The sequence below is a fragment of the Thioalkalivibrio sp. ALJ16 genome, from assembly GCF_000377345.1.
GTDB lineage: Bacteria > Pseudomonadota > Gammaproteobacteria > Ectothiorhodospirales > Ectothiorhodospiraceae > Thioalkalivibrio.
The window spans coordinates 1-23,190 of sequence record NZ_KB898048.1; the positions used below are offsets into that span (position 1 = coordinate 1).

Annotated in this window: 24 protein-coding genes and 4 tRNA genes; 21 read left to right on the forward strand and 7 right to left on the reverse strand. The window is 65.0% G+C overall.

Features of this window, described 5'->3' with window-relative positions; all coding sequences use genetic code 11:
* Positions 1-249 precede the first annotated feature (249 nt).
* Positions 250-1,005, reverse strand: coding sequence for a UDP-2,3-diacylglucosamine diphosphatase (locus D000_RS0110105; RefSeq protein WP_018873412.1), 756 nt, complete (start codon positions 1,003-1,005; stop codon positions 250-252).
* An 8-nt stretch (positions 1,006-1,013) separates the two neighbouring features.
* Positions 1,014-1,529, reverse strand: a complete 516-nt coding sequence (locus tag D000_RS0110110) for a peptidylprolyl isomerase (RefSeq protein ID WP_018861919.1) — start codon at positions 1,527-1,529, stop codon at positions 1,014-1,016.
* 191 nt (positions 1,530-1,720) lie between these two features.
* Between D000_RS0110110 and gltX the strand changes: the two genes are divergently transcribed.
* Positions 1,721-3,154, forward strand: a complete 1,434-nt coding sequence (gene gltX, locus D000_RS0110115) for a glutamate--tRNA ligase (RefSeq protein ID WP_018873414.1) — start codon at positions 1,721-1,723, stop codon at positions 3,152-3,154.
* A gap of 30 nt (positions 3,155-3,184) precedes the next feature.
* On the opposite strand, the gene folD is transcribed toward gltX, so the two are convergent.
* Both folD and D000_RS0110125 read right to left on the reverse strand, forming a co-directional pair.
* Positions 3,185-4,048: a bifunctional methylenetetrahydrofolate dehydrogenase/methenyltetrahydrofolate cyclohydrolase FolD gene (gene folD, locus D000_RS0110120; protein WP_018873415.1), complete on the reverse strand. Its 864-nt coding sequence runs from the start codon at positions 4,046-4,048 to the stop codon at positions 3,185-3,187.
* 97 nt (positions 4,049-4,145) lie between these two features.
* Positions 4,146-5,021 (reverse strand): GGDEF domain-containing protein, encoded by an 876-nt coding sequence (locus tag D000_RS0110125; RefSeq protein ID WP_018873416.1) that lies wholly within the window; start codon positions 5,019-5,021, stop codon positions 4,146-4,148.
* A 243-nt stretch (positions 5,022-5,264) separates the two neighbouring features.
* Here D000_RS0110125 and D000_RS0110130 point away from each other — a divergent pair.
* The 5 genes from D000_RS0110130 (at position 5,265) to D000_RS0110150 (ending at position 6,341) form a co-directional block, all read left to right on the forward strand.
* Positions 5,265-5,341, forward strand: a tRNA-Pro gene (locus tag D000_RS0110130).
* Positions 5,342-5,409: 68 nt separating this feature from the next.
* Positions 5,410-5,486 (forward strand) — tRNA-Arg (locus D000_RS0110135).
* 38 nt (positions 5,487-5,524) lie between these two features.
* Positions 5,525-5,600, forward strand: a tRNA-His gene (locus tag D000_RS0110140).
* An 18-nt stretch (positions 5,601-5,618) separates the two neighbouring features.
* Positions 5,619-5,694: transfer RNA gene (locus D000_RS0110145), tRNA-Lys, on the forward strand.
* A gap of 194 nt (positions 5,695-5,888) precedes the next feature.
* Positions 5,889-6,341 (forward strand): RT0821/Lpp0805 family surface protein, encoded by a 453-nt coding sequence (locus D000_RS0110150; RefSeq protein WP_255349466.1) that lies wholly within the window; start codon positions 5,889-5,891, stop codon positions 6,339-6,341.
* 120 nt (positions 6,342-6,461) lie between these two features.
* On the opposite strand, the gene soxB is transcribed toward D000_RS0110150, so the two are convergent.
* The 3 genes from soxB to D000_RS0110165 form a co-directional block, all read right to left on the reverse strand.
* Positions 6,462-8,270, reverse strand: a complete 1,809-nt coding sequence (gene soxB / locus D000_RS0110155; protein WP_018873418.1) for a thiosulfohydrolase SoxB — start codon at positions 8,268-8,270, stop codon at positions 6,462-6,464.
* A 127-nt stretch (positions 8,271-8,397) separates the two neighbouring features.
* A complete protein-coding gene (locus tag D000_RS0110160) occupies positions 8,398-9,792 on the reverse strand; it encodes a M48 family metalloprotease (protein WP_051074965.1) in 1,395 nt (464 codons plus the stop codon).
* A gap of 103 nt (positions 9,793-9,895) precedes the next feature.
* The gene (locus D000_RS0110165; RefSeq protein ID WP_018873420.1) at positions 9,896-10,249 is read right to left on the reverse strand and encodes a hypothetical protein; all 354 of its coding nucleotides are present in this window, start codon (positions 10,247-10,249) and stop codon (positions 9,896-9,898) included.
* Positions 10,250-10,439: 190 nt separating this feature from the next.
* On the opposite strand from D000_RS0110165, the gene D000_RS0110170 reads away from it, so the two are divergent.
* From D000_RS0110170 to D000_RS0110240, 15 genes are all read left to right on the forward strand, one after another.
* The gene (locus D000_RS0110170; RefSeq protein ID WP_018873421.1) at positions 10,440-10,769 is read left to right on the forward strand and encodes a rhodanese-like domain-containing protein; all 330 of its coding nucleotides are present in this window, start codon (positions 10,440-10,442) and stop codon (positions 10,767-10,769) included.
* A 137-nt stretch (positions 10,770-10,906) separates the two neighbouring features.
* Complete coding sequence (locus tag D000_RS0110175; protein ID WP_018873422.1) at positions 10,907-11,137, forward strand: sulfurtransferase TusA family protein; 231 nt, start codon at positions 10,907-10,909, stop codon at positions 11,135-11,137.
* 187 nt (positions 11,138-11,324) lie between these two features.
* Positions 11,325-11,999 carry a 4Fe-4S dicluster domain-containing protein gene (locus D000_RS0110180; protein WP_017941141.1) on the forward strand — a complete coding sequence of 225 codons (675 nt, stop codon included), beginning with the start codon at positions 11,325-11,327 and terminating at the stop codon, positions 11,997-11,999.
* 43 nt (positions 12,000-12,042) lie between these two features.
* Complete coding sequence (locus tag D000_RS0110185; protein WP_018873423.1) at positions 12,043-13,449, forward strand: heterodisulfide reductase-related iron-sulfur binding cluster; 1,407 nt, start codon at positions 12,043-12,045, stop codon at positions 13,447-13,449.
* A 23-nt stretch (positions 13,450-13,472) separates the two neighbouring features.
* On the forward strand, positions 13,473-14,501 hold the full coding sequence (locus tag D000_RS0110190; RefSeq protein ID WP_018873424.1) for an FAD-dependent oxidoreductase: 1,029 nt from the start codon (positions 13,473-13,475) through the stop codon (positions 14,499-14,501).
* Positions 14,476-15,312 (forward strand): hypothetical protein, encoded by an 837-nt coding sequence (locus tag D000_RS0110195; protein ID WP_018873425.1) that lies wholly within the window; start codon positions 14,476-14,478, stop codon positions 15,310-15,312. The genes D000_RS0110190 and D000_RS0110195 overlap by 26 nt, the downstream gene beginning before the upstream one ends.
* Before the next feature lie 49 nt (positions 15,313-15,361).
* Positions 15,362-16,078 (forward strand): 4Fe-4S dicluster domain-containing protein, encoded by a 717-nt coding sequence (locus D000_RS0110200; RefSeq protein WP_018873426.1) that lies wholly within the window; start codon positions 15,362-15,364, stop codon positions 16,076-16,078.
* The gene (locus tag D000_RS0110205) at positions 16,071-16,982 is read left to right on the forward strand and encodes a CoB--CoM heterodisulfide reductase iron-sulfur subunit B family protein (protein ID WP_018873427.1); all 912 of its coding nucleotides are present in this window, start codon (positions 16,071-16,073) and stop codon (positions 16,980-16,982) included. Before D000_RS0110200 ends, D000_RS0110205 begins: the two co-directional genes overlap by 8 nt.
* A 111-nt stretch (positions 16,983-17,093) precedes the next feature.
* Complete coding sequence (locus D000_RS0110210) at positions 17,094-17,540, forward strand: glycine cleavage system protein H (protein WP_018873428.1); 447 nt, start codon at positions 17,094-17,096, stop codon at positions 17,538-17,540.
* 8 nt (positions 17,541-17,548) lie between these two features.
* Positions 17,549-17,956 (forward strand): DsrE family protein, encoded by a 408-nt coding sequence (locus D000_RS0110215; RefSeq protein WP_026279908.1) that lies wholly within the window; start codon positions 17,549-17,551, stop codon positions 17,954-17,956.
* 36 nt (positions 17,957-17,992) lie between these two features.
* Positions 17,993-18,430 (forward strand): glycine cleavage system protein H, encoded by a 438-nt coding sequence (locus D000_RS0110220; RefSeq protein WP_012982053.1) that lies wholly within the window; start codon positions 17,993-17,995, stop codon positions 18,428-18,430.
* Between the two features lie 105 nt (positions 18,431-18,535).
* Entirely contained in the window at positions 18,536-19,714 is a 1,179-nt protein-coding gene (locus D000_RS0110225) for a radical SAM protein (RefSeq protein ID WP_018873430.1), read from the forward strand.
* Complete coding sequence (locus tag D000_RS0110230) at positions 19,707-20,798, forward strand: biotin/lipoate A/B protein ligase family protein (RefSeq protein WP_018873431.1); 1,092 nt, start codon at positions 19,707-19,709, stop codon at positions 20,796-20,798. Before D000_RS0110225 ends, D000_RS0110230 begins: the two co-directional genes overlap by 8 nt.
* A 31-nt stretch (positions 20,799-20,829) precedes the next feature.
* Complete coding sequence (locus D000_RS0110235; protein ID WP_018873432.1) at positions 20,830-21,912, forward strand: NAD(P)/FAD-dependent oxidoreductase; 1,083 nt, start codon at positions 20,830-20,832, stop codon at positions 21,910-21,912.
* A gap of 54 nt (positions 21,913-21,966) precedes the next feature.
* Positions 21,967-23,139, forward strand: a complete 1,173-nt coding sequence (locus tag D000_RS0110240) for a radical SAM protein (RefSeq protein WP_026279909.1) — start codon at positions 21,967-21,969, stop codon at positions 23,137-23,139.
* Positions 23,140-23,190 lie beyond the last annotated feature (51 nt).

The window sequence follows — 23,190 nt, forward strand, 5'->3', positions numbered from 1 at the left end:
AGCGGGCCGGGGTCGCGGCAGTCGGGCGTGTTTCTTGGGTACTTCTTTGCACGAGCAAAGAAGCCCGTTTTTGATCAACAACGGGCGCGGCGCGCTGGCGAGTCAGCGCCAGGCAGTATGCGGACCGACGGCACGTAAACACCAAGTGACGAACCATGCCCAGCCACAACAAGGCAGGCGGTCGAGCGAATCCGCCGGAAACACCGACACGAACCGGAGCGAGCCGGGCAACAGCGCGAAGGGTATGGCTCAGGCGTGCAGCAGGTACGCCGGGTAGGGCGAGCCGTCCAGCTCGCGCAGGATTGGACCGGTCGCCGCGACTTCCAGATAGCCCGGGTGCTCATCCCAGGCCGGGAGCACGCAACGCTGCCGCGGCTGGCCGTCGACCGTCAGGTCGTGGATCGCGGGGCGATGGGTATGGCCATGAATCATCAGCGGGACATCGGCGTCGCGGAAGGTATCCGCTACGGCGTTCGCATTCACGTCCATGATGGCGTCGGCCTTCATCCGGCTGTTGTCACGACTGGTAGCGCGCATGGACTCCGCCTGCCGGATGCGTTCCTCCAGAGGATGGGCCAGGAAGGCCCGCTGCCATTCGCCGCCGCGTACCTGCTGGCGAAAGGCCATGTGCTCGGTGTCGTCGGTGCACAGGGAATCGCCATGCAGCAGCACGGCGGGCCCGCAGGGCAGGGCCGCATGCAGCGGCTCGGGCGCCAGCTGCATCCCGGCGCGCGCGGCATAGTCCGGGCCCACGAGAAAATCCCGGTTGCCATGGATGAAGGCCACCGGGATCTCGAGTGTCTGCAGGGCCTCGGCGAGTTCTTCGGCGGCCGGGAAGCCGGCGTCATCGCCGACCCAGTATTCGAACAGGTCGCCGAGGATGTAGAGCGCCGAGGCGCTGCGCGCCGGCCCCTTCAGGAAGGCAAGTGCGGCCTCCAGCAGGGGGCCGGGCTCGCGATCCAGATGCAGGTCGGAAATGACCAGGGCCGGCGCATTTGAGGCCACGGGGTGGTTCAGTCCTCGACGCGCTTCACGCTTTCCATTACGACCGGCTCCTGGGGCACATCCTGGTGCATGCCGGAGCGGCCGGTGGGCACGGACTCGATCTGGCGCACGACGTCCATGCCCTCGGTCACCTTGCCGAAGACCGCATAACCCCAGCCCTGCGCATTCGGGGCGGTGTGGTTGAGGAAGTCGTTGTCGTTCACGTTGATGAAGAACTGCGCGGTGGCCGAGTGCGGATCCTGGGTGCGGGCCATGGAGATCGCACCGACTTCGTTCTTCAGGCCGTTGTCTGCCTCGTTGCGGATCGGCTCGCCGGCGGATTTCTGGCTCATGTTCTTGTCGAAGCCGCCGCCCTGGACCATGAAGCCCGGGATCACGCGGTGAAAGATCGTGCCGTCGTAGAAGCCGTCATCCACGTAGGACAGGAAGTTGGCAACCGTCTCCGGGGCGGCCTCGGCGTTGAGTTCCAGCACGATGCGGCCGTGGTTGGTTTCGATCGCGACCTGCGGATTGGTATCGGCCATGGGGGCTCCTGAAAGCAGTAGGGCAAGAAGGGCGGTGGCCAGCACGATGCCGAGCCGGATGCGGATGCGCTGCATGGGTCTGACCTCCGGGGATTCGAGGCCCGCATGGTACCCGCCACCGGCGGGGCCTGCCAGCATGCCGGTTGGGTGTGGGGGCGCGGCGCTGGTGAGGCCGCGGGCGCTCCGCTACCATGCGCGCGATGACGAACACGATGACCCGAACCCGTTTCGCCCCCAGTCCCACCGGCCTGCTGCACCTGGGCAACGTTCGCACGGCGCTGTTCAGCGCGTTGCTGGCGCGGTCGCGCGGCGGTTGTTTCCTGCTGCGGATCGAGGACACCGACGCCGAGCGCTCGCGGCCGGAGTTCGTCGAGGCGTTGCAGCGTGACCTGTGCTGGCTGGGCCTGGACTGGGACGAAGGTTTTGGCGCCGGGGGCGATGCCGGCCCCTATGCGCAGTCCGAACGCGGCGAACTCTACGCGGGCTATTACCGGCAGCTGACCGATCAGGGGCTGGCCTATCCGTGCTTCTGTTCGGCCGCCGAGCTGGACCGAGGGCGCAAGCGCATGCGCGCCCAGGGCAAGCCGCCGCGCTATCCCGGGACCTGTGCCCACCTGAGCGCGGAGGAGGCGGCGCGCCGCGCGGCCGAGGGGCAGAAGCCGACCCTGCGCTTTCGCGTCCCGCTGGGCCGGACGGTCCGTTTCGAGGACGGGGTGCGCGGGCCGGTCAGCTTCCGCACCGACGAGATCGGCGACTTCGTGATCCGGCGCTCCGACGGCACGCCCGCCTTCTTCTTCTCCAATGCGATCGACGATGCCCTGATGGGCGTGACCGACGTGGTGCGTGGCGAGGACCATATCGCCAACACCCCGCGCCAGATGCTGCTGCTGGAGGCGCTGGGGCTGGCGGCGCCGGCCTATCACCACCTGCCGCTGGTGATGGGGCAGGACGGGGCGCCGTTGTCCAAGCGCAACGGCTCCGCCAGCGTCGAGGAGCTGCGCGCCGATGGCTATCTGCCGCTGGCGATCCTGAACCACCTGGCGCGGCTCGGGCATCGCTTCGAGTCGGACGAGTTGCTCTCGGCCGAGGCGCTGGCGGCCGGCTTCAGCCGCGAGCGGATCGGGCACAGCGCGGCCCGGCACGACCCGCAGCAGCTGGAACACTGGCAGTCGGAGGCCCTGCGCGGGCTGTCGGACGAGTCACTGCAGGCCTATCTGGAAGCGGCCGGCGTGCTCGAGGGGGTCGCCGCCGAAGAGCGACCGGCCCTGGCGCGCCTGCTGCGGGACAACATCAGCCGGGCGGCCGAGGCCCCGGTGTGGGTCGCGGCGTTCGCGGGCGACCCGATGCCCTACAGCGACAGCGCCCGCGAGGAGCTGGCGGGGGCCGGGGCGGCGTTCTATGGCGCCGCGCTGGCGGCGCTGGATGAGGCCGAGGACTTCCCGGCGCTGGCCAAGGCCGTGGGGGCCGCGACGGGTGCCAAGGGCCGCAAGCTGTTCATGCCGCTGCGCGCGGCCCTCTCCGGGCAGACCTTTGGCCCGGAGCTGCCGCGGATCTGGGGGTATCTGGGGCGCGAGCGGGTGCGGGCGCGGCTGCGGGCCGCGCAGGAGATTGCCGCGGCCGGTTGAGCGGGGTCCCGGGCGGGCCCGGGCGCGTCCTCAGCCCGCTTCGTGGGTCCCGAAGGCGCGGGCGCGCAGGGTGTTGTCCAGCAACATCGCGACGGTCATCGGGCCGACGCCGCCCGGCACGGGCGTGATCCAGGCGGCCTTCTCGGCGGCGGCGTCGAACTCCACGTCCCCGGTCAGCGTCCCGTCGTCGCGGCGGTTGATGCCGATATCGATGACCGTGGCCCCCGGCTTGATCCAGTCGCCCTTGACCAGGCCGGGTTTGCCCACGGCCGCGACGACGATGTCGGACTGGCGGGCGATGGCGGCGGTGTCCGGCGTGAAGCGGTGGCAGATGGTCGGGGTGGCGCCGGCCAGCAGCAGCTCCAGGGCCATCGGGCGCCCGACGATGTTGGAGGCACCGATCACGCAGGCGGTGCGACCCTTGAACGGCTCCTCGATATGGCGCAGCAACTGGATGACGCCCCAGGGCGTACACGGGCGCAGGCGTGGCACGCGCGCCACCAGGCGGCCGACGTTATACGGGTGGAAGCCGTCCACGTCCTTGGCCGGAGAGATGCGCTCGATCACCGTTTCCGGGTCGATGTGGTCGGGCAGGGGCAGCTGGACCAGGATGCCGTCGATGGTGCGGTCGGCGTTGAGCTGGTCGATCAGCGCCAGCAGGTCGGTCTGCGGGGTGCCGGCCGGCAGGTCGTAGGAGTGCGAGACGACGCCGACCTGTTCGCAGGCCTTGCGCTTGTTGCGCACGTAGACCTCGGAGGCCGGATTGGTCCCGACCAGCACCACGGCGAGACCCGGCGGACGCAGGTCGCGGGCGGTCATGGATTCGATCTCGGTCGCGATCCGTGCGCGGTGGCTTTGCGCGATTGCGCGTCCGTCGATGATCTGGGCCGTCATGGGGTCTCGCCTTGGTGGAATGCCCGCGATCTTCCCATGGCCGGGGCGGGCGCTCAAGCGGGATGCGCCGCGCCGGCACGGCCGCCGGTGGCCGGCGCTACAGGGCGGCGGACAGCCCGTCCGCGGGCGGGCTGGCATGGCAGCGGTTGCGCCCGCCCTGCTTGGCGCGATAGAGCGCATCGTCAGCGCGCGCGACGAGAGTGTCGGCGGTCTCGCCGTTGCCCTCGGTCGCGGACAGGGTGGCGATCCCTACGCTGATCGTCACGGTGAGGGTGTCCGGGGCGCATGGGGGCGCGGCCTCGTGTCCGCGCAGGGGGATCGGGGCCCCGGATACCGCCTCGCGCAGTTTTTCCCCCAGGCTCATCGCGGCCTCCAGCGGGGTGTGCGGGGCCATGACGATGAACTCCTCCCCGCCGAAGCGTGCGGCCAGATCGGACCGTCGCAGCACCCGCTGGATCCGCTCGGCGATGGTGGTCAGGATGTAATCCCCCATCAGGTGGCCCAGGCGGTCGTTGATGGCCTTGAATTCGTCGATGTCCATCATCACCACCGACAGCGGATGCCCGTAACGACGGGCGCGGGAGATCTCCTCGTCCAGGCGGCGGTCGATGTGGCGGCGGTTGAACAGGCCGGTTAGCGGGTCGGTGATGGATTCGTGTTCGAGGCGGGTGATGTGGCGGATCTTCTCCACCGAGCTGTAGGTCAGGCCAACCACGGTGCACACAAAGCAGCCGCCGAGCAGAAAGATCAGCGGAACCAGCAGGTCCGGCAGGCCCTGATAGAGGCCCCAATTCAGGGGGATGTAGCCGAGGTACCCCAGCGTGAAGACCGGGATCAGGAACAGCATCGTCTTCCAGCCGGTACGTACCCGGCTCTGCGGGAGTTCGCGCAGCAGCTGGGCCAGCTTCCACTGGGCGTAGAGCAGCCCTGCGGCCCCCAGCACAATGGCCATGTTGGCTACCCAGTTCAGCATCGGCATCTTCCTTGCGGCCTGCGCAACGGCGCACCTGTGACCGTACCACGGGCGGCAGCTTTCGGGGGACACGCGTGATCCATGGGCTTGCGCACGTTCGCGTTCCGGGTGTTCCGGGGCAGGGCGCGTCCCGCGGCGGGCCAAGGGCGTGTGCGTAATCGCTCGTTCCGTCTTGACCGCGTGCCCCGGTCGGGGATAACATCCTGCGCTCGCTGTGTAGGCCCTTTAGCGGGGACGGCTCGACGGGGTATAGCGCAGTCTGGTAGCGCGCCTGCTTTGGGAGCAGGATGTCGGGGGTTCGAATCCCTCTACCCCGACCAAACCACTCCCGGTCTGGACTCCGGGCAGGTTCGCACCAGGGCGTCAAGCCCCCATGCTCGGCGGTAACGCGCTCGTAGCTCAACCGGATAGAGCATCGGCCTTCTAAGCCGACGGTTGCAGGTTCGAGTCCTGCCGGGCGCGCCAGAGCCGCCCAGGGTATTGATCTGTACAGCGAAACGGTGGTGACCGTAGCTCAGTTGGTAGAGTCCCGGATTGTGACTCCGGTTGTCGTGGGTTCGAGTCCCATCGGTCACCCCACCCCCCTTTCTGTCGCGGGGGCCGTTAGCTCAATTGGTAGAGCAGTGGACTCTTAATCCATTGGTTGTAGGTTCGATTCCTACACGGCCCACCATTTATTTCCTGATGCTAGTTCTCGCCTTTCGCTCCGGTTTCGGGCGCGAACGCTTTCGTGTGTCCGGAATTCGGTGTTCGTCCCCCGGGCGGGGGGGGGGCTTGCGGGTTTCACCTTCCGTTCAGTCAAGGCCCTGCAGACTGGCCCGGATCTATCGATAAGGGCGGCTGCGTGTCGTCGGGAGGGTGATGATGATGCACAGATGGGCAATGGCGGCGCTGCTGGCGATCACAGTCGCGTTTCTGGCGGGCTGCCAGACCGTGAGCAAGCAGCAGACCGGGGCGGTGATCGGCGGTGCGGCCGGTGGGGTCATCGGCAGTCAGGTCGGAGGCGGGCGCGGGCGCACCGCGGCCATCATCGCCGGGACGCTGGCGGGTGCCGCGATCGGGGGCTCGGTCGGGCGCAGCATGGACGATGTCGACCGCATGCGGGTGTCGCGTACGCTGGAGACGGTGCCCGATCATCAGGCCTCGACCTGGCGCAACCCGAATACCGGGCACGAGTATCAGGCGACGCCCACCCGGACCTTCCAGTCGGCGGGGCAGGACTGTCGTGAGTATCAGGTGCAGGCCACGATGGACGGCCATCCCGAGACGATCACTGGTACGGCCTGTCGCGATGCCAGTGGCCGCTGGGTGGACGCCTGAGATCGCGTGGGCACGAGCCCGACCGCGACGGGTCTGTATACCAGTTGATACATACAAGAAAGCCCCGCAGTGCGGGGCTTTTTCGTTCCGGGCGGGCCCGGAGGGACGGTTGCGACCGGATCAGGACCGGCGGTACATGTCCTCGGTGGTGGGGACGAAGCCGAGGTTGTCCTCGCCGATTCCCTTGACCTTGGGCTCGTTCAGTTCGCTGATACGCACGCCATCGGTCTGATTGCGCAGGTAGTCGGCGACGTTGTCCCAGATCATGGTGCCGGTGCCACCCGGCGGTTCCTGCTGGACGCTGGCCCAGCCGGCAACAACGTATTCCTTGTCCGGGTCGATCTTCTCGCCGCCGAGTTCCATCTCGGAGATGCGGTTGCCGACCTCGGCCTCCGGGTTGATCGCGTATTTCAGGCCGCCCACGCGCACCATGTCGCCGCCCTGCTGGTAGAACGGGTCGGCATTGAACAGGTTGTCGGCGACGTCTTCCAGGATGGTCTTGATCTGCGCACCGGTCATGGCGTTGCGGGTCGTTTCCGGATAGGTCAGGCCGGTCTGGTCCATCACGTGCTCAAAGGTGATCGGCATGCCCGGGAGTACGGTCGTACCCCAGCGGAAGCCCGGCGAGAAAGCGATCTGGGCGTCGTGGACTTCAATCAGCGCATCGCAGATCAGCTGGTCGAAGGTGCCGTTGAAGTTGCCCCGGCGGAACAGCAGGTCCTCGGCGACGGCCAGCTCTTCGGAGAGCTTCGCCTCCATGTTGAAGGTCTCGCCGCGGTAGTTGACGTCGCTGTTGCGCATGTTGTGGATGAAGGTCGCCATTGACGGATCTTCCGGCAGCAGCTCCGCGAAGACCGGCACCAGGCGGTATTCCCAGTCCTTGATCTCGCCGTCGCGGAAGTCGAAGTCGAGCACGCCGACGAACTTCGCGTTGGAGCCGGCGTTGGTGACCAGGCAGTGTCCGCCGTCGGGGCGTTCCACCGGCAGCGGTTGCGGCACGGCATCGTGGGTATGGCCGCCCATGATGGCGTCCAGGCCCTCGATCATGCCGGCCATCTTGATATCCACATCCATGCCGTTGTGCGACAGGGCGACCACGATCTCGGCGCCCTCGGCGCGCGCTGCATTGACCTGTTCCTGCATGTCGTCCGGGCGGATGCCGAAGGACCACTGCTCGACCATCCAGCGCGGGTTGGCAATCGGCGTGTAGGGGAAGGCCTGGCCGATCACGGCCACGTTGACCCCGTTGAGTTCACGGATCACGTAGGGCTTGAAGATACGGTCGCCCCAGTCCACGTCGCGCACGTTCTGGGCGACGAAGTCGATCCCGGCGTCGGCGAAGTCGCCATTGACCACTTCTTCGACCCGGTCGGCCCCGTAGGTGAATTCCCAGTGGCCGGTCATGATGTCGATGCCCAGCTGCTTCTGCGCGTCCACCATGTCCTGGGCGTTGGTCCACAGCGCGGAACCGGAACCACCGCCCCAGGTGTCGCCGCCGTCCAGCAGCAGGGAATTCGGGCGCGAGTCGCGCAGTTTGTTAATCAGGGTCTTCAGGTGCGCGAATCCGCCGACGCGACCGTACTGCTCGGCCGCTTCCATGAAGTTCAGGTTGGTGTAGGCGTGCGCATGGATGCTGTCGCGCTCGATGTTGTAGTGCTTGAGGAAGTGCTCGCCAACGATGTGGGGCGGGCGGTTGCGCATGCCGGCCACGCCCAGGTTTACGTTCGGCTCGCGGAAATAGATCGGCTTCAGCTGGGCATGGCAGTCGGTGTAGTGCAGCAGGTGCACGTTGCCGAAACGGTCCAGCGTGTCATACGGGTCGCCCGCGGTACCGGCCTTGTTGTTACCGCAGGCGACGGTACCGAGCGGGAAACCGGCGGCACTGGCGGCGGCCAGCAGCTGCATGAATTCGCGGCGTGAGATGTGCATGAGGGGTCCTACCTCTCTATTCCGGGTTAATCATCGTGGATTTAAAACAGCCGTAACGAGCCGCAGGATAGACGAACGGTCCGCCGGGAACATTCCCCCGCCGCGCGTGCGCTGGCCGGTCGCGTGTTCATCGGCGGTCTTCGCGAGCCCTGCGCGCGGTCTCGCGGGCGGTGTTGCGCTTGTCCTCGATACGCTGACGGTCGCGCTCGCTCGCATCGGAGGCATCCATGGCCGCCTCGAACTGCCGCACGGCCTCCTCGTACTGGGCGCGGTGGAAGAAATATTCGGCCATGGCCTCGCGGCTGATGGCCACGTAGCCTGCGGCATCGGCGATATCGGCCTGCAGGCGCAGGAGCTCGGGGTTGGGTGCGTGTTCCTGGCGCGCCATGTCGGACAGGATGCGAATGGCGCGATCCGGCTGGTCCAGATCGCGGTGGACGCGGGCCAGGCGCTCGCGGATCACCGGGTGTCCGGGGTAGACCGCATCCAGGTCCTGCAGCTGTTCCAGCGCCGCCGCGTGTTCGCCTTCTTCGCGGAGCAGGGCGATAAAGGCGAGCTCCAGCGTCAGTCCGGGGGCGTCGGCGGGGTCGATGCGTTCCAGTTGTTCGCGGGCCTGAGCCGCCTCGCCGCGCTCCAGATAGGCGACCGCCGCGCCGTAGCGTTGTGCCGGCGCCGGTGAATCGGTGGCACGGAAGCGCTCCAGGGCGCGCCGCGGATCCTTCAGGGCCTGCACGCGCGCCTGCATCCAGCGAAACTCGGGCCCGCGGTCGCGGGTTTCGCTGGCGGTCATCTGCGCAGCCCGGTTGCGGGCGTCGGTGATGCGGTCGAGGGTCACGGGGTGGGTGCGCAGGTATTCCGGCACCTGGTCGCCCACGCCGCGTGAGAGCTCCTGCAGGCGCTCGAAGAAGTCGGCCATGGCGTTGGGATCAAAGCCCGTGCCCTGGAGGATCTGCATGCCGGCGCGATCGGCCTCGGCCTCGTTGGCGCGGGTGAAGTTGATCTGCTGCTGGATGCCGCCGGCAACCCCGCCGGTGATGACTGCCGAGCCGAGCGTCGGGTCGACCGCGGAGGCGAGGATGCCCGCCAGGATCGCCAGCCCGGTAGTGAAGTTGATGTCGCGTCCGCGCGCGAACATGCGCGCCAGGTGACGCTGGGTCACGTGGGCGATTTCGTGCGCGAGGACCGCGGCCAGTTCCGCCTCGTCGCGTACCTCCAGGATCAGGCCGGCGTGTACGCCGATGATGCCGCCGGGCATCGCAAACGCGTTGACCTGGCCGTTGTCGATGGTCAGGAAATAGAAGGGCCCGTCTGCGTTGGGCGCGTTGGCGAGCAGTTGCCGCCCCAGGGAGTCGATGTAGAAGGCGATTTCGGGGTCGGTGATCAGCGGGGCACTTCGACGCACCTCGCGCAGCAGCGATCGGCCGAGTTCGCGTTCTTCGGCGGGGGTCAGTACGCCGCCGGATGCCTCGCCCAGATCGGGCAGGGATACACCGCTGGAGTGGGCGGGCGGTACCGCCAGCATGACCAGCGCAAGCAGCGCGGCCAGCAGAAAATGCACAAGGGGAAGCACACCGCGGGGGCTGGCGGGCGCCAGCCCCACTGTGCGGTGATGCCGGGGGCGCTGGTTACTTGCCAAGCCCCGGGGCCGACGAGTAGGTGCGCATGCTGTCACGGGTTTCCCACAGCTTCGGCTTGAGCATCGCCTCGGGCACCATGAACTTCTTGCGGTCCAGCACCTTGTGGGTACGCACGATCTTCACGACGTCGTCGTAGCTCATCTTGAACAGCAGGCCGACATCGCCGCCGGAGGTGCGGCGCGCGATCATGTAGTCGTCCTGCATGTCGTGCACATAAATGTTGGCGGGGCGCAGCTTGCCGTTCTGATCTTTCAGCGTAACGGCGTAGTGGCCGTTCACCTGGAATTCGCTCTTGTCCACCGGGATATCCTCCGCGAAGCAATGAAGCTGATCCGTATGCATCAGCGTTTTCTTAAGCGGGTGGGACGATAGCAGAACTTTTCGCCGTGGGCGACCTTCCACCCACTGCAGTTGCAGCCAGTTTGCATTTACGGCCGGTTTCGCTATGCTCCGCGCCCACTCCACCGTTTGCCGGCCCGGCAGGGCGGCCGCGGCGCGAGTCTGACTGACATGATCTGACCCGGAGCCTGGCGTGTACGGATTCACCGAGATTACCCCGGACGAGCTTGACCAGTGGCGCAGCGAAGGCCGGACCTTCCGGCTGATCGACGTGCGTTCGCCGGGCGAGACCGGGCGTGGCGTGATCCCGGGAGCGGAGCTGATCCCGCTGGTCAGCCTGCCGCTGCGCAAGGACGAGTTCGCCGGCAGTGACACGCCCCTGGTCATCTACTGCCAGAGTGGGGCCCGTTCCGCCCAGGCCTGCGCCTTTCTTGCCCAGCAGGGCGTGGACTGTGCCAGCAGCCTGCGGGGCGGCATCGTGGGCTGGGCCCAGACGGGAAAGCCCGTGGTAAGCCCTGATTAGAATTCGGTTGTATTCCAATTCCGATTCGCCTATAAGGGGGAATTCGGTTGGTAACGGTCCGGTCTCGGCCGGCGCCCCTGGCGGGCCGAAACGGACTGCAGTACCCGGCTGATTAATGCACTCAAAGGAGAAAAAAGATGGCCAACTTTGATCAAGAACTCGATGCCTCCGGCCTGAACTGCCCGCTGCCCATCCTGCGCGCCAAGAAGGCGTTGGCCGCGATGGACGCCGGCCAGGTCCTGCACATCATCGCCACCGATCCGGGCGCGGTGAAAGACTTCCAGGCGTTCGCCAAGCAGACCGGCAACGAGTTGATGGAGCACAAGGAAGAGGGCGGCAAGTTCTACTTCCTGATGAAGAAGTCCTAAGGCGCTGCAAGCGCTTGATTCGGGGCGGCAATCTGCAAGGGTTGTCGCCCCGAATCCTAAATAACGACGGTTGCCATGCGGTAACTGGATTGGTGCCTGGACGAGGTCTAGGCTGGCTGCGCAAGGTTCACAAGAAACCTGCATCGCCAAAAGCGAAGAGGTGTGAGATATGGCGACATACGCTGAGATGCAGCAAATCTTCGACGATATCCGTGGAGATTTTCGCTACGACCACGAGCTCAACGGCTGCCTGAACTGCGGGATCTGCACGGCGACGTGCCCGTCCGCCCAGTTCTACGACTACTCGCCGCGCGAGATCGTCCAGCTGCTCTGGACCGAAAACGTCGAACAGATCTACGACGCGATGCAGGAAAAGATCTGGGCCTGCGCCCAGTGCATGACCTGTGCAGCGCGCTGCCCGTTCAAGAACTCTCCTGGTGGCCTAGTCGCGATCATGCGCGAAGTGGCCATCAAGCACGAGATGCAGTCGGCCAAGGACGTGCTCCGTCCGTTCGGCCGCGTCATGCTCAAGCTGATCACCACGGGTAACCAGCTGTCACCCGACATGATCCAGCCCGATCACTTCCCTGACTGGGGCCCCAATATCCAGAAGGTGGAAGGCGATCTGCGCATCCTGCGCAAGGCGATTCCGGTGAAGACGCTGCAGACGGTCGAAACCGCCTGGGAAGTGTCCCTGAAGACCTCGGTCGAGATGTACACCATCTGGGAAATGACCGGGGTCTTGAAGTCCCTCGAGCTGATGGACGAGAACCTCTTCGACGTGATCGAGGACTTCATCGACGAGAAGCGCGAGGACTACGAAGACTGGCTCGAGGAGCAGGAAGAGGAAGACGACGAGTAAGTCGCTCGCCGCATTCCGGTTCCAAGACATCAGGAGAAGCGTTATGAGTGAACAGACCCCAGGCAATCACAACCAGAATGGTGAAGGCGCTGGCGCCGGCACCATGAAGCCCGGCTTCCACAACACCGACGGGCAGGGTATCGCCGGTCACGGTTCCTTCTTCCAGTCGACCGATCTGTCGAAGGAAGATGCGGTCAAGGCCACCGACTGGGTGCGCAAGCACGTCGATCGCCGCACCATTGACCTTGGCGACCGCATGGATGACATCCGCGAGCACATGTACGAGCTCGAGAAGGATGGCCAGATCATCATCCATCGCATCAACGACGAACACGAACCGCAGATGGTGAAGACCCTGTTCGGCTGGGACAAGAAAGTCCCGACCAAGCAGCTGTGGCACCACAAGTCCTGCGGCCAGTGCGGCAACATCCCGGGCTACCCCACCTCGCTGCTGTGGTTCATGAACAAGTTCGGCTTCGAGCCGGGCAAGGACTACCTCGACGAGACCGACCAGACGTCCTGCACCGCGTGGAACTACCACGGTTCCGGTATCGGTAACGTCGAGTCGCTGGCCGCGGTGTTCCTGCGCAACTTCCACCAGGCCTACGTCTCCGGCAAGCAGCACGGCCACGAGCTGGGTCACTTCTACCCGCTGATCCATTGCGGCACCTCCTTCGGTAACTACAAGGAGATCCGCAAGTATCTGGTCGAGTCCGCCGAGCTGCGCGAGAAGGTCACCAAGATCCTTGGCAAGCTGGGTCGCCTGGTCGACGGCAAGCTGGTCATCCCGGAAGAGCTGATCCACTACTCCGAGTGGGTCCACGTGATGCGCAACCGCATCGCCTCCGAGCTGCAGACCATCGACGTCTCGCACATCCGTACCACCTCCCACGTGGCCTGCCATTACTACAAGATGGTCCACGAGGACGCGGTGTACGATCCGTCGGTGCTCGGTGGCAACCGTACCGCGATCATCACCTCCACCGCCCAGGCCCTGGGTGCGCAGGTGATCGACTACTCGACCTGGTACGACTGCTGCGGCTTCGGCTTCCGCCACATCATCTCCGAGCGCGAGTTCACCCGCTCGTTCACGATGGATCGCAAGATCCGCGTGGCCCGCGAGGAAGCCAACGCCGACGTGATGCTGGCCAACGACACCGGCTGCGTCACCACCATGGACAAGAACCAGTGGATCGGTAAGGCCCACAATCAGAACTTCCAGATTCCGATCATGGCGGAAGTCCAGTTCGCGGCCCTGGCCTGCGGCGCGGATCCGTTCAAGATCGTCCAGCTGCAGTGGCACGCTTCGCCCTGCGAGGACCTGGTCGAGAAGATGGGCATGTCCTGGTCCGAGGCCAAGAAGACCTTCCAGGAGTACCTGAAGGAGGTCGAGGCCGGCAATATCGAATACCTCTACAATCCTGAACTCGCTTACGGGGGCAAGGTCTGATGCAGCAAGATACCGTTCTAGTAGTGGGTGGTGGCCCGGCCGGTCTGGCCGCCGCCGCCAATGTCACCTCGGCCGGCTTCAAGGCCGTGATGGTCGAGAAGGAAGACGTCCTGGGTGGCGCCCCGATCCTGTCGGGCTATGCCAAGCTGGTCCCGTCCGGCGAGTGGGCGAAGGATGCCATCGGCCGCATGGTCAAGCGTGTGGAAGACGACTCCAGCGCCACCGTGCACAAGGGTGCCAAGGTCGAGAAGCTGGAAGGCGAGGCCGGTAACTTCACCGCCACGCTCACCAACGGCGAGTCGGTCCAGGCTGGCGCCGTGGTGCTGGCGACCGGCTTCACCCATTTCGATTCCATCAACAAGCCGGAATGGGGCTTCGGTACGTATGAAGACGTGCTGACCACGACCCAGATGGAACAGATGGTCGCCTCCGGCAAGATTGCCTGCCCGTCCGACGGCCGCGTGCCGGAGCGGGTCTGCATCCTGCTTTGCGTGGGTTCCCGTGACCGCCAGATCGGCCGCGAGTGGTGCTCCAAGATCTGCTGCACCGTCTCTGCCAACCTGGCCATGGAGATCAAGGAGCTCTCGCCGGAAACCGACGTGTTCATCTACTACATGGACATCCGTACCTTCGGCCTGTACGAAGACAAGTTCTACTGGAAGTCTCAGGAAGAATTCAAAACCAAGTTCGTCAAGGCCCGTATTGCGGAAGTGACGTCGTCCGGCGATGGTCGCCTGCTGGTCAAGGGTGAGGACACCCTGGTCAAGCGCCCGATCATTATCCCGTTCGACATCGTCGTGCATGCCATTGGCATGGACCCGAACGCCGACAACCCCGAGATCTCGCAGGTCTTCGGTGTTGGCCTCGAGAAGCACGGCTTTATCGAAAAGGCCGAGCAGTACACCAACACCTGTGGCACCACCCGCAAGGGGATCTACTCCTGTGGTGCGGCCTACGGACCCGAGACGATCGACGATTCGATCGCCCAGGGCGCTGCGGCCGGTGGCCGCGCGGTGGCGGATCTGCATGCGCTGGTTCAGAAAGCCGGCTGAGGTCGTCAGCGACGAAGCGGCTTCGGGGCTCGCCCCGGAGCCGCTGCAGGTGTCCTTTGAGAAGGAAATCGTCGGGATCAAGCTCAATAGCCTGAACGAGGCCATCGCGGACGCGGGCGGGGTCGACGGGCTGGAGACATTCATCGAGGCGTTGCGGTCCAAGCACGAGGTGTTTGCCGCAATCGTTGCCAAGGGCGACGCGATGGACGCCCAGGATCTGCGTACCCTCGCGGGGCTGGTGTTCGCGGTTCGCCGCAAGCTCGGTAGCGTGATGGGTGAACACCAGGGGGCCCTGGTGGATGGTTTGCGGGACCTGGTCCGTGCGGATTCCGGTCCGGATTCGCGGCTGGAACGGTTTGCCGATCTGGCCGGAGAGGACAAGAAGCTGCGGCGCGGGTTCTGGGACTTCGGTGCCGAGATCCTGCACTTTGCGGACCCCGAGGCGGTGCCGCTGGCAACCCGCTGGGTCTGGGATACGGGCACAACGACAGGGGCGCTGCGCGAATTCATTCGGGGCAACGATACCCTGCGGTCCATCCCGATCGGCGAGTCGCTGGGTGCGATCGAAGGGGCGCGCCGCTGGTTCTTCGAGGCACTGGCGGAACAGGGCTTCTACCGCGATCTGCCGTTTGTGACGGATCTGGTCTGGGTTCAGGCCTATTCCGACTACGCGCGGTCGCTGTCCATGAGCCTGGGCATGATCGACAACCAGTTCGGGGCCAAGCAGGACCCGCTGGAACTGGGGGTGAAGCTACTGGGGATCGATTCCTCGGAAGGTCGCCTGAAAGGACACGATGCGTCGCTGCATTGAATAACGGAACGAACTTGAGCCTGGTTACACAGGTTTTCGGAGAGACGTCATGGCAATACATGAAAAGGCACTGATCGAGGACGAGCGCCTCCAGCAGCATGAAGAGCTGGTGGTGGACGGGGTGGATGTGTCCGGTCACTGGAACACCATGATCGCGCCGCGCACCGTCCGCGATTACGACGACGATTTCGAGGCGAAGATCCAGAGCTTTGCCGGGGGCGAGAACGTACATCGCTGCTGGCAGTGCGGGTCCTGCACCAACTCCTGCACCATGTACGCGCAGAACGTCCAGTTCAATCCGCGCTACTGGATCTACCTGACCCGTCTGGGCATGAAGGAAGAGCTGGTCAAGGACAAGGACATCATCTGGCAGTGCGTGTCCTGCAACAAGTGCACGAACATCTGCCCGAAGGATGTGAAGCCGGAAGGCGTGATGAAGGCGCTGGCGCACTGGATGGAAGAGGAAGGGATCACCGAGAAGGCCCCGTCCACGCACTTCGATGAAGAGTTCGCCGACCAGATCTACAAGACCGGCCGCATCGAAGACTCCAAGGTGATGCAGAACTTCTTCAAGAAGACCGGCCAGCCGCTGATCCAGGAATGGATGAAGATCTTCGTCTTCCGCATGATGAAACACCTGCCGGTGAAGCACCTGATGACCATGGGCTTCAATACGGTACATACGCCGCGCACCAAGTCCTGGGGCAAGACCGGGGACGTGCTGAAGAACTACGTGCGCGAACAGAAGGAGGCCGCTCATGGCTAAGGTTGCTTACTATCCGGGTTGCGCGCTCGAGGGCTCCGGTGGCCCGTACGACCGTTCCACCCGCGTGCTGGTGAAGGCGCTGGGACTCGAGATGGAGAACCTGCGTGACTGGAACTGCTGTGGCGCGATGGAGGTGAAGAACATTCACCCGATGCTGCAGACCTACCTGTCCGCGCGGAACATGGCCATCGCCTCCGAGCAGATGGGCATGGACACCGTGATGGCGCCGTGCAACGGCTGCTACCACAACCTGAAGAAGGCCGAGTATGAGACCGCCACCTCCGAGGACGCGATGAACACCGTCCAGGATCTGGCACGCAAGTCCGACGACCCGGTCTACACCGGCGACGTGCGTACCCTGCACCTGCTCGAGTGGCTGATGGAAGAGCTGGGGCCCGAGGGCATCAAGCAGAAGATGACCAAGAGCCTGAACGGCATCAAGATCGCCAACTACTACGGCTGCATGTACACCCGCCCGCGGCAGATCTTCCCCGAGAAAGACAACGGCCCGGGTTCGGATTCGAGCTACCAGCCGCACTTCATGGATGATCTGCTGGGTGCTGCGGGTGCGGTCAACGTGGATTTCCCGCTGAAGACCTCCTGCTGCGGCGGCGCGCATACGCTGTCGGATTCCGACACCTCGACCCAGCTGGTGCTGAACCTGCTGCAATCGGCCGAAGATTCCGGCGCCGAGGTGATCGCGACCGAATGCCCGACCTGCCACTCCGGCCTGGAGATGCACCAGGTGCGTGCCGAGACCGAGTTCGGCATCAAGACCGAGGTCAAAGTGCTGTACTTCACGCAGCTGCTGGGTCTGGCCATGGGTCTGTCCCCGCGGAAGCTGGGCATTCACGAGAACGTGAGCGACTCGATTGGTCTGCTGAAGGAGAAGGGGGTCATCTGATCCCCGGACCCCATGCCCAGCATGGCCCATTATTGAGTTCAGAAGACGGGCGCGCGGCGCCCGTTTTTTGTGGAGGCGAGGGCCCAGATGGTCCCGGGTACGAGGCGAAACATGGATTGCAACGGCTGCGAGTTTCACCCTGAACTGTTCTACGACGACGAGTTCCAGATCTGGTTGCGGCGCGAGGACGACGACACGCTGACCGTGGGCATGACGGATCTGTCCCAGACCATTGCGGGCAAGATCATCCATGTGCGGGTGCGTCGACCGGGAACGCGGCGTCCGCCGGGCAAACCGGTGGCGACAATCGAGAGCGGCAAGTGGGCCGGACCCATCCCGAATTTCATCGACTGCAAGATCGTCGAGGGGAATGAAGAGGTCCTGGAGAATCCGGTGCTGCTGAACTCCGACCCGTACAATGCCTGGATCGCCCGGGTGGAACCGACCAATGGCGTGGAAGCCGCGCTGGAGGAGTTCCTGACCGGCGACAAGGCCGAGGAGGGCTACTGCAAGCGGGCCAAGGATGACGACATCCAGTGCCAGCGCAAGCTGCGGTGAGCAAAGCGATGGGCAATCTCGACGACGACTACTATCTGGACAACGACGAGCAGACGGTCGTGATTATTATGACCTCGGGCCCGTCGACGCCGAACCGGTGTGCCACGCCGTTCTATCTGGGGGCGGTCATGGCCTCGATGGATGTGGATGTGCACATCTTCTTCACCATGGAGGGCGTGCGCCTGATGGAGAAGGGTGTGGCCGATGATCTGCGGGCCATGGATGACGGCAAGCTGATCAAGGATTTCATTCAGGACGCGAAGCGCGCCGGGGTGCGCTTGCACGTTTGCCAGCCCGCTTTGCCGGGGTATAGAATCGACGCGTCTTCGGATCTCGTCGACGAAGTTGACGAAGTGAATCGGGCGAGCGAGCTAGCTGACCTGATACTACGTAGTGATAAAACGATAACGTTTTAATTTTCCCGCTTTATTTGAATATTCCTGGAGGAAGACATGGGTGCAGTTCGGGGTTGTGATATTCCGGAAGATCTGATGTACAACGTTGAAAACAACGTTTGGGTGCGCAAGGAAAGCGACGGTACCGCGACGGTCGGCCTGACTTCCTACGCCTGTTCGCTGGCGGGCACGATCGTGTCCTACACCCCGAAGAAGGTTGGCAAGACGGTCAAGAAGGACAAGTCCTGCACCACCGTCGAATCCGGCAAGTGGGTGGGTCCGGCGAAGACCCCGGTGACCGGTGAAGTGACCGAAACCAACGACAAGGTCGCGGCCAACCCGGGCCTGATCAACGAGGATCCCTATGGCGAAGGCTGGCTGATCAAGCTGAAGCCGGAAGACTGGGACGGCGAAGTCGGTGACCTGAAGACCGGCTCCGACGCCCTGGCCGCCTTCGAAGCCAAGATGGAAGCGGACGGTTTCGGCGGCTGCTGATCCGGTCTGTAGAAGGGCCGCCACCTTCAAGGGGTCGGCGGCCCCTTTTTTTCGGTAATACCCGACTAAAACCTTCAAGAAATACGCCGACCCCGGAGTACGCCCATGACGAGCTGGAATGATGTAATCCAGCGGGTAGAGCCCCTCGAGGATATCCCCGTCGATCCGTCGCTGGTTGATGACCTCCAGCACAGCCTGCGCGACGGTGCGGATCCCGGGTCGGTGCATTTCTACACCCCGACGTTCAAGTCCTATCAGTCCAGCGAACTGGCCGACTGCGGCAAGAGCGCCTGGCCGGCGATGTCCATCACCGGTGGCGACTGCAAGCTGGCCTGCGATCACTGCAAGGCGAAGATCCTGGAGCCGATGATCCCCGTCCGCACCCCGGAGGATCTCTGGCGCCAGGTCAATCAGGTGATCGAGTCCGGCGCGCAGGGGATGCTGCTGACCGGTGGTTCGAACCACCGGAACGAGGTCGAGTACGATCCGTTCTATCCGACCATCCGCCGTATCAAGGACGAGTTCCCGCAATTCCGGATCGCGATGCACACCGCGCTGGTGGACGACAACATCGCGCTGTCGATGGAACAGGCGGGCATCGACGCCGCGATGATGGACGTGATCGGTGCCCAGGACACGATCACGCAGGTCTATCACCTGCGCCGCAGTGTCGACGATTTCGAGCAGACCCTCGAGAGCCTGGTCAACACCAACATGAAGGTGGTGCCGCACATCGTGGTGGGGCTGCATTACGGCAAGCTCCTGGGCGAATGGAACGCGCTGGAGATGCTGGCCCGCCACCTGCCCGACGCCGTGGTGCTGGTGGTCGTGATGCCGTTCTACGCCCCGGCGAGCCGCCCGTTCGAGACCCCGGACGTGCACGCCGTGGGCCGCTTTTTCCACGATGCCCGTGAGCGCCTGGGCGATACCTCCCTGCTGCTGGGCTGTGCGCGGCCGCCGGGTGCGGCCAAGAGCCAGATCGACAGCTACGCGGTGATGGCCGGTCTGTCCGGGATCGCGCACCCGGCCGAGGGCGTGGTGGAGCTGGCGGCGCGCCTGGGCAAGAAGGTCCGTGTTACCCCGGCCTGCTGCTCCATCGCCGTGGGCGACGAGGTGATGGCCGAAGACGCGGGCGCCGGCAGTGGCGTGGAGCTGGACCTCGATACCATCGTGGCCGAAGAAAGCCGGCGCCGCGAGCAGGAACGCAAGGCGCGCCAGGGCCTGGGCGGCATCCGCATCGTGACCGAGGGCAATGTTGCGGCCGGAGGTGGCTGCCATGTCTGAGCGCGACGCGAACATCCTGCGGATCCTCGACACCGGCCTGCGCCGGGCGGCCGAGAACATGGCCTTCAACCGCGCCCTGCTGGAGTGCCACCAGGCAGGGGTCTCCCCGCACACCCTGCGCTTCCTGCAGTTCGAGCCCTGTGCGCTGGTGGGTTTCCACCAGAATGTGGATCAGGAGATCAATACCGAGTACTGCAGGGAAAACGGTATCGCGATTCAGCGCCGGATTACCGGCGGCGGCGCGATCTATTTCGATGCCACCCAGCTGGGCTGGGAGCTGTATTTGGACAAGCGCTTCCTGGGCACCGCGGACATGGGGCAGATCGCGGCCCGCATCTGCAACGCCGCGGCAGCGGGCATGCGCGCCCTGGGCGTGGATGCGCAATTCCGGCCGCGTAACGATATCGAGGTGGATGGTCGCAAGATCTCGGGCACCGGCGGGGCGTTCGATGGCGACTCGGTGATGTATCAGGGGACGCTGCTGATCGAGTTCGATGTCGAGGATATGCTCCGCATCCTGCGTATCCCGGCGGAGAAGCTGTCCAACAAGGCGATCGAGTCGGCCCGTGACCGCGTGGTCAACCTCGCGACGCTGCTGGACGAGATGCCGAGCCTGGATGCGATCAAGGACTCCATCGCCGCCGCCTTCGCCGAGGAGTTCGGCGTGCGCACCGAGGCCGCCGACCTGCTGCCTGGCGAGCGCCAGGCCTTCGACGAGGCCCTGACCGAGATCGACAGCGAGGAGTGGGTCTACCAGCGCAACCGCCCGGCGACCGATGCCCCGATGTTCGAATCCATCTACAAGTCGGATGGGGGGCTGATGCGGGTGGGCGTGGCCCTGGACCCGGAGCGCAAGCGTCTTAAGCAGCTGTGGATGACCGGCGACATCTTCGTAAAGCCCGCGCGCACCATCGCCGATCTGGAGGCCGCCCTGCGCGACACCCCCCAGGCGGAGATGGAGGATCGCGTGCGCGCCTTCTTCGCCGAGCGCGAGGTCGAGATGCTGCAACTGACCGTGGACGACATCATCGCGGCCATCCAGTCGGCGCTGGCCCAGGCCGAGGTCGAGCAGGCGGCGGAATGAACACGTATACACGCACGCGGGGATTACGCTGATGCTGCCGCAACAGGTCGACGTGCTGGTCGTGGGGCTCGGCCCCGGCGGGGCCTCGGCCGCGCGGGTCTGCGCGGGTGCCGGGCTGTCCGTGCTCGCGGTGGAGCGCAACAAGGCCTTTGGCGAGCCGGTGCAGTGCGCCGAATTCATCCCCAACCCGATGGGCGCCTACGCACGTCCCGAGGGTGTGCTGCTGCAGCGCATCGATTCGATGCAGAGCTTCCTGCCTTCCGGGGCTGTGGAGCACTCCGATTTCCCCGGGCTGATGGTGGATCGCGGCGAGTTCGATCGCGCCATCATCCGCGCCGCCGAGGCGAACGGGGCGCAGATGGTGACATCCACCCCGCTGCTCGGCGTCGATGCCGAACGCCATACCGCGCGGATCCGGCACCAGGGGCAGGAGCAGGAGGTGACCTATCGGGTACTGATCGCCGCCGACGGTCCACATTCGCCGGTGGCCGAGGCGCTGGGCCTGCCGGCCCTGCCGGTTGTGCAGACGCGCCAGTACACGGTACCGCTTAAGAAGCCGTACACCGCCACCGACGTCTGGCTTTCCGATGACTACCCCGGCGGGTATGCCTGGCTGTTTCCCAAGGGCGAGTGGGCCAACCTCGGCCTGGGCGCGGACAAGCGCATCGCCGGGGACCTGAAGGCGCCGCTGGAATCCCTGCATGCCCAGCTCGTGGAGCAGGGGCTTCTGGGCGAGACCATCCGCTACCGCACCGGCGGTGCGATCCCGGTGGGTGGCCTGCGTGAATCCCTGTTCGAGGGTGACGTGCTGTTCGTCGGCGACGCGGCTGGCCTGACCCATCCGATCACTGGCGCCGGGATTGCCGCCGCGGTGGTCTCGGGCGAGGCCGCGGGCGAGGCCGCCATCGGCCACCTCGAAGGCGATGACGAGGCCCTGGACGACTACGACGAGGAGATGCGCGACCAGTACGGCCCGGCCCTGGACCGGGCCTGCGAGCGGCGCGCGTTCCTGAACGAACACTGGCGGACACCGCGGGCGCAGGAAGACGCCACGCAACGCCGCGGATGGATTGCATTTTCCGAGTATTTCAACGATGGTGACCGGGCCGCGTGAGGCGGCCCCGGTCGATGGATGCCTGGCATCCCCGAGACGACGCTGGAGGAATTCATGAGTGCAAGTGCAGAGGAGATGGTCGCGCCGATCAACTTTTACCGGCCGGACTATCACATCAAGACCCCGGACATGCGTTCGCCCGAGTACGTGCAGATGTCCACTGCGGCCGCGATCACGCTGGGCCTGGTGCCGGGCACCATGCACCGCACGGCCTGCACCCACTGCCTGAACCTCCTGGTCACCTACCCGGAAGGCTGCCGCGCGAACTGCTCCTACTGCGGCCTGGCCCGTCACCGCGAGGAATCGCGTGACTACGCCGACCGCAACTTCATCCGCGTCGACTGGCCGACCGCCAAGTACGACGAGGTGATCGAGCGCGTGAAGAACCACGCCGACGCCGGCCAGTTCGAGCGCATGTGCATCTCCATGATCACGCATCCGAACTCCGACGCCGACACCGTCGAGCTGCTGGAGCGCTGGGTCGCCGAGGTCAACCACATCCCGGTGTCCATCCTGTCCAACCCGACCACCATGAGCTATGAAGATCTCCAGCTCCTGCGGGACAAGGGTGCGGACATCTTCACTGTCGCGCTGGACGCGGTCACCCCCGAGATCTTCGAACGCACCCGTGGCAAGGCGGTCGAGAGCCCGCACAGCTGGGACAAATACTGGCAGTCCATCGAGTGGGCCGCCGAAATCTTTGGTCCGGAAAAGTTCGGCGCCCACCTGATCTGTGGCATGGGCGAGACCGAGGAAGAGATCCTGCAGGTCTGTCAGCGTATCCGTGACCTGGGCGGCCACAACCACATGTTCGCCTTCTTCCCGGAAGAGGGCTCGCTGATGGAAGACTGGAACCCGGTCCCGCGCGACCAGTGGCGCCGCGTGCAGCTGGGCCGCTTCGTGATCGACTACGCCGGTGGCCGCATCGACGACATGAAGTTCAACGCCGATGGTCAGGTGGTGGACTTCGGTCTGCCGCAGTCCGAGGTCGACGAACTGATCGCCTCCGGCAAGCCGTTCCAGACCTCCGGCTGCCCCGGCAAGTCGGACGAGGAAGTCTCGGCCTGCAACCGCCCCTACGGCGATTCCAGCCCGACCGACATCCTGTCCTTCCCGTTCGCGCTTAATTCGACCGATGTCGGCTTCGTCAAGCGGCAGATGGCCGGGGAAGAGGTCGGTACCTTCGACTTCGACGCCGACGACTCGGAAGACGAAAAGACCGCCTGATCGGAATGCAGACAGGCTGGAAACAATAGTGCTAGTATCGCGAAAGCCCCG

Bases quoted from the DNA above. Each gene is read 5' to 3' on its own strand.
- D000_RS0110110 (WP_018861919.1), bottom strand. From the start codon at position 1,529: ATGGCCGATACCAATCCGCAGGTCGCGATCGAAACCAACCACGGCCGC.
- gltX (WP_018873414.1), top strand. From the start codon at position 1,721: ATGCGCGCGATGACGAACACGATGACCCGAACCCGTTTCGCCCCCAGT.
- folD (WP_018873415.1), bottom strand. From the start codon at position 4,048: ATGACGGCCCAGATCATCGACGGACGCGCAATCGCGCAAAGCCACCGC.
- D000_RS0110125 (WP_018873416.1), bottom strand. From the start codon at position 5,021: ATGCTGAACTGGGTAGCCAACATGGCCATTGTGCTGGGGGCCGCAGGG.
- D000_RS0110150 (WP_255349466.1), top strand. From the start codon at position 5,889: ATGCACAGATGGGCAATGGCGGCGCTGCTGGCGATCACAGTCGCGTTT.
- soxB (WP_018873418.1), bottom strand. From the start codon at position 8,270: ATGCACATCTCACGCCGCGAATTCATGCAGCTGCTGGCCGCCGCCAGT.
- D000_RS0110160 (WP_051074965.1), bottom strand. From the start codon at position 9,792: ATGCTGGCGGTACCGCCCGCCCACTCCAGCGGTGTATCCCTGCCCGAT.
- D000_RS0110165 (WP_018873420.1), bottom strand. From the start codon at position 10,249: ATGCATACGGATCAGCTTCATTGCTTCGCGGAGGATATCCCGGTGGAC.
- D000_RS0110175 (WP_018873422.1), top strand. From the start codon at position 10,907: ATGGCCAACTTTGATCAAGAACTCGATGCCTCCGGCCTGAACTGCCCG.
- D000_RS0110180 (WP_017941141.1), top strand. From the start codon at position 11,325: ATGCAGCAAATCTTCGACGATATCCGTGGAGATTTTCGCTACGACCAC.
- D000_RS0110185 (WP_018873423.1), top strand. From the start codon at position 12,043: ATGAGTGAACAGACCCCAGGCAATCACAACCAGAATGGTGAAGGCGCT.
- D000_RS0110195 (WP_018873425.1), top strand. From the start codon at position 14,476: ATGCGCTGGTTCAGAAAGCCGGCTGAGGTCGTCAGCGACGAAGCGGCT.
- D000_RS0110200 (WP_018873426.1), top strand. From the start codon at position 15,362: ATGGCAATACATGAAAAGGCACTGATCGAGGACGAGCGCCTCCAGCAG.
- D000_RS0110205 (WP_018873427.1), top strand. From the start codon at position 16,071: ATGGCTAAGGTTGCTTACTATCCGGGTTGCGCGCTCGAGGGCTCCGGT.
- D000_RS0110210 (WP_018873428.1), top strand. From the start codon at position 17,094: ATGGATTGCAACGGCTGCGAGTTTCACCCTGAACTGTTCTACGACGAC.
- D000_RS0110215 (WP_026279908.1), top strand. From the start codon at position 17,549: ATGGGCAATCTCGACGACGACTACTATCTGGACAACGACGAGCAGACG.
- D000_RS0110220 (WP_012982053.1), top strand. From the start codon at position 17,993: ATGGGTGCAGTTCGGGGTTGTGATATTCCGGAAGATCTGATGTACAAC.
- D000_RS0110225 (WP_018873430.1), top strand. From the start codon at position 18,536: ATGACGAGCTGGAATGATGTAATCCAGCGGGTAGAGCCCCTCGAGGAT.
- D000_RS0110230 (WP_018873431.1), top strand. From the start codon at position 19,707: ATGTCTGAGCGCGACGCGAACATCCTGCGGATCCTCGACACCGGCCTG.
- D000_RS0110235 (WP_018873432.1), top strand. From the start codon at position 20,830: ATGCTGCCGCAACAGGTCGACGTGCTGGTCGTGGGGCTCGGCCCCGGC.
- D000_RS0110240 (WP_026279909.1), top strand. From the start codon at position 21,967: ATGAGTGCAAGTGCAGAGGAGATGGTCGCGCCGATCAACTTTTACCGG.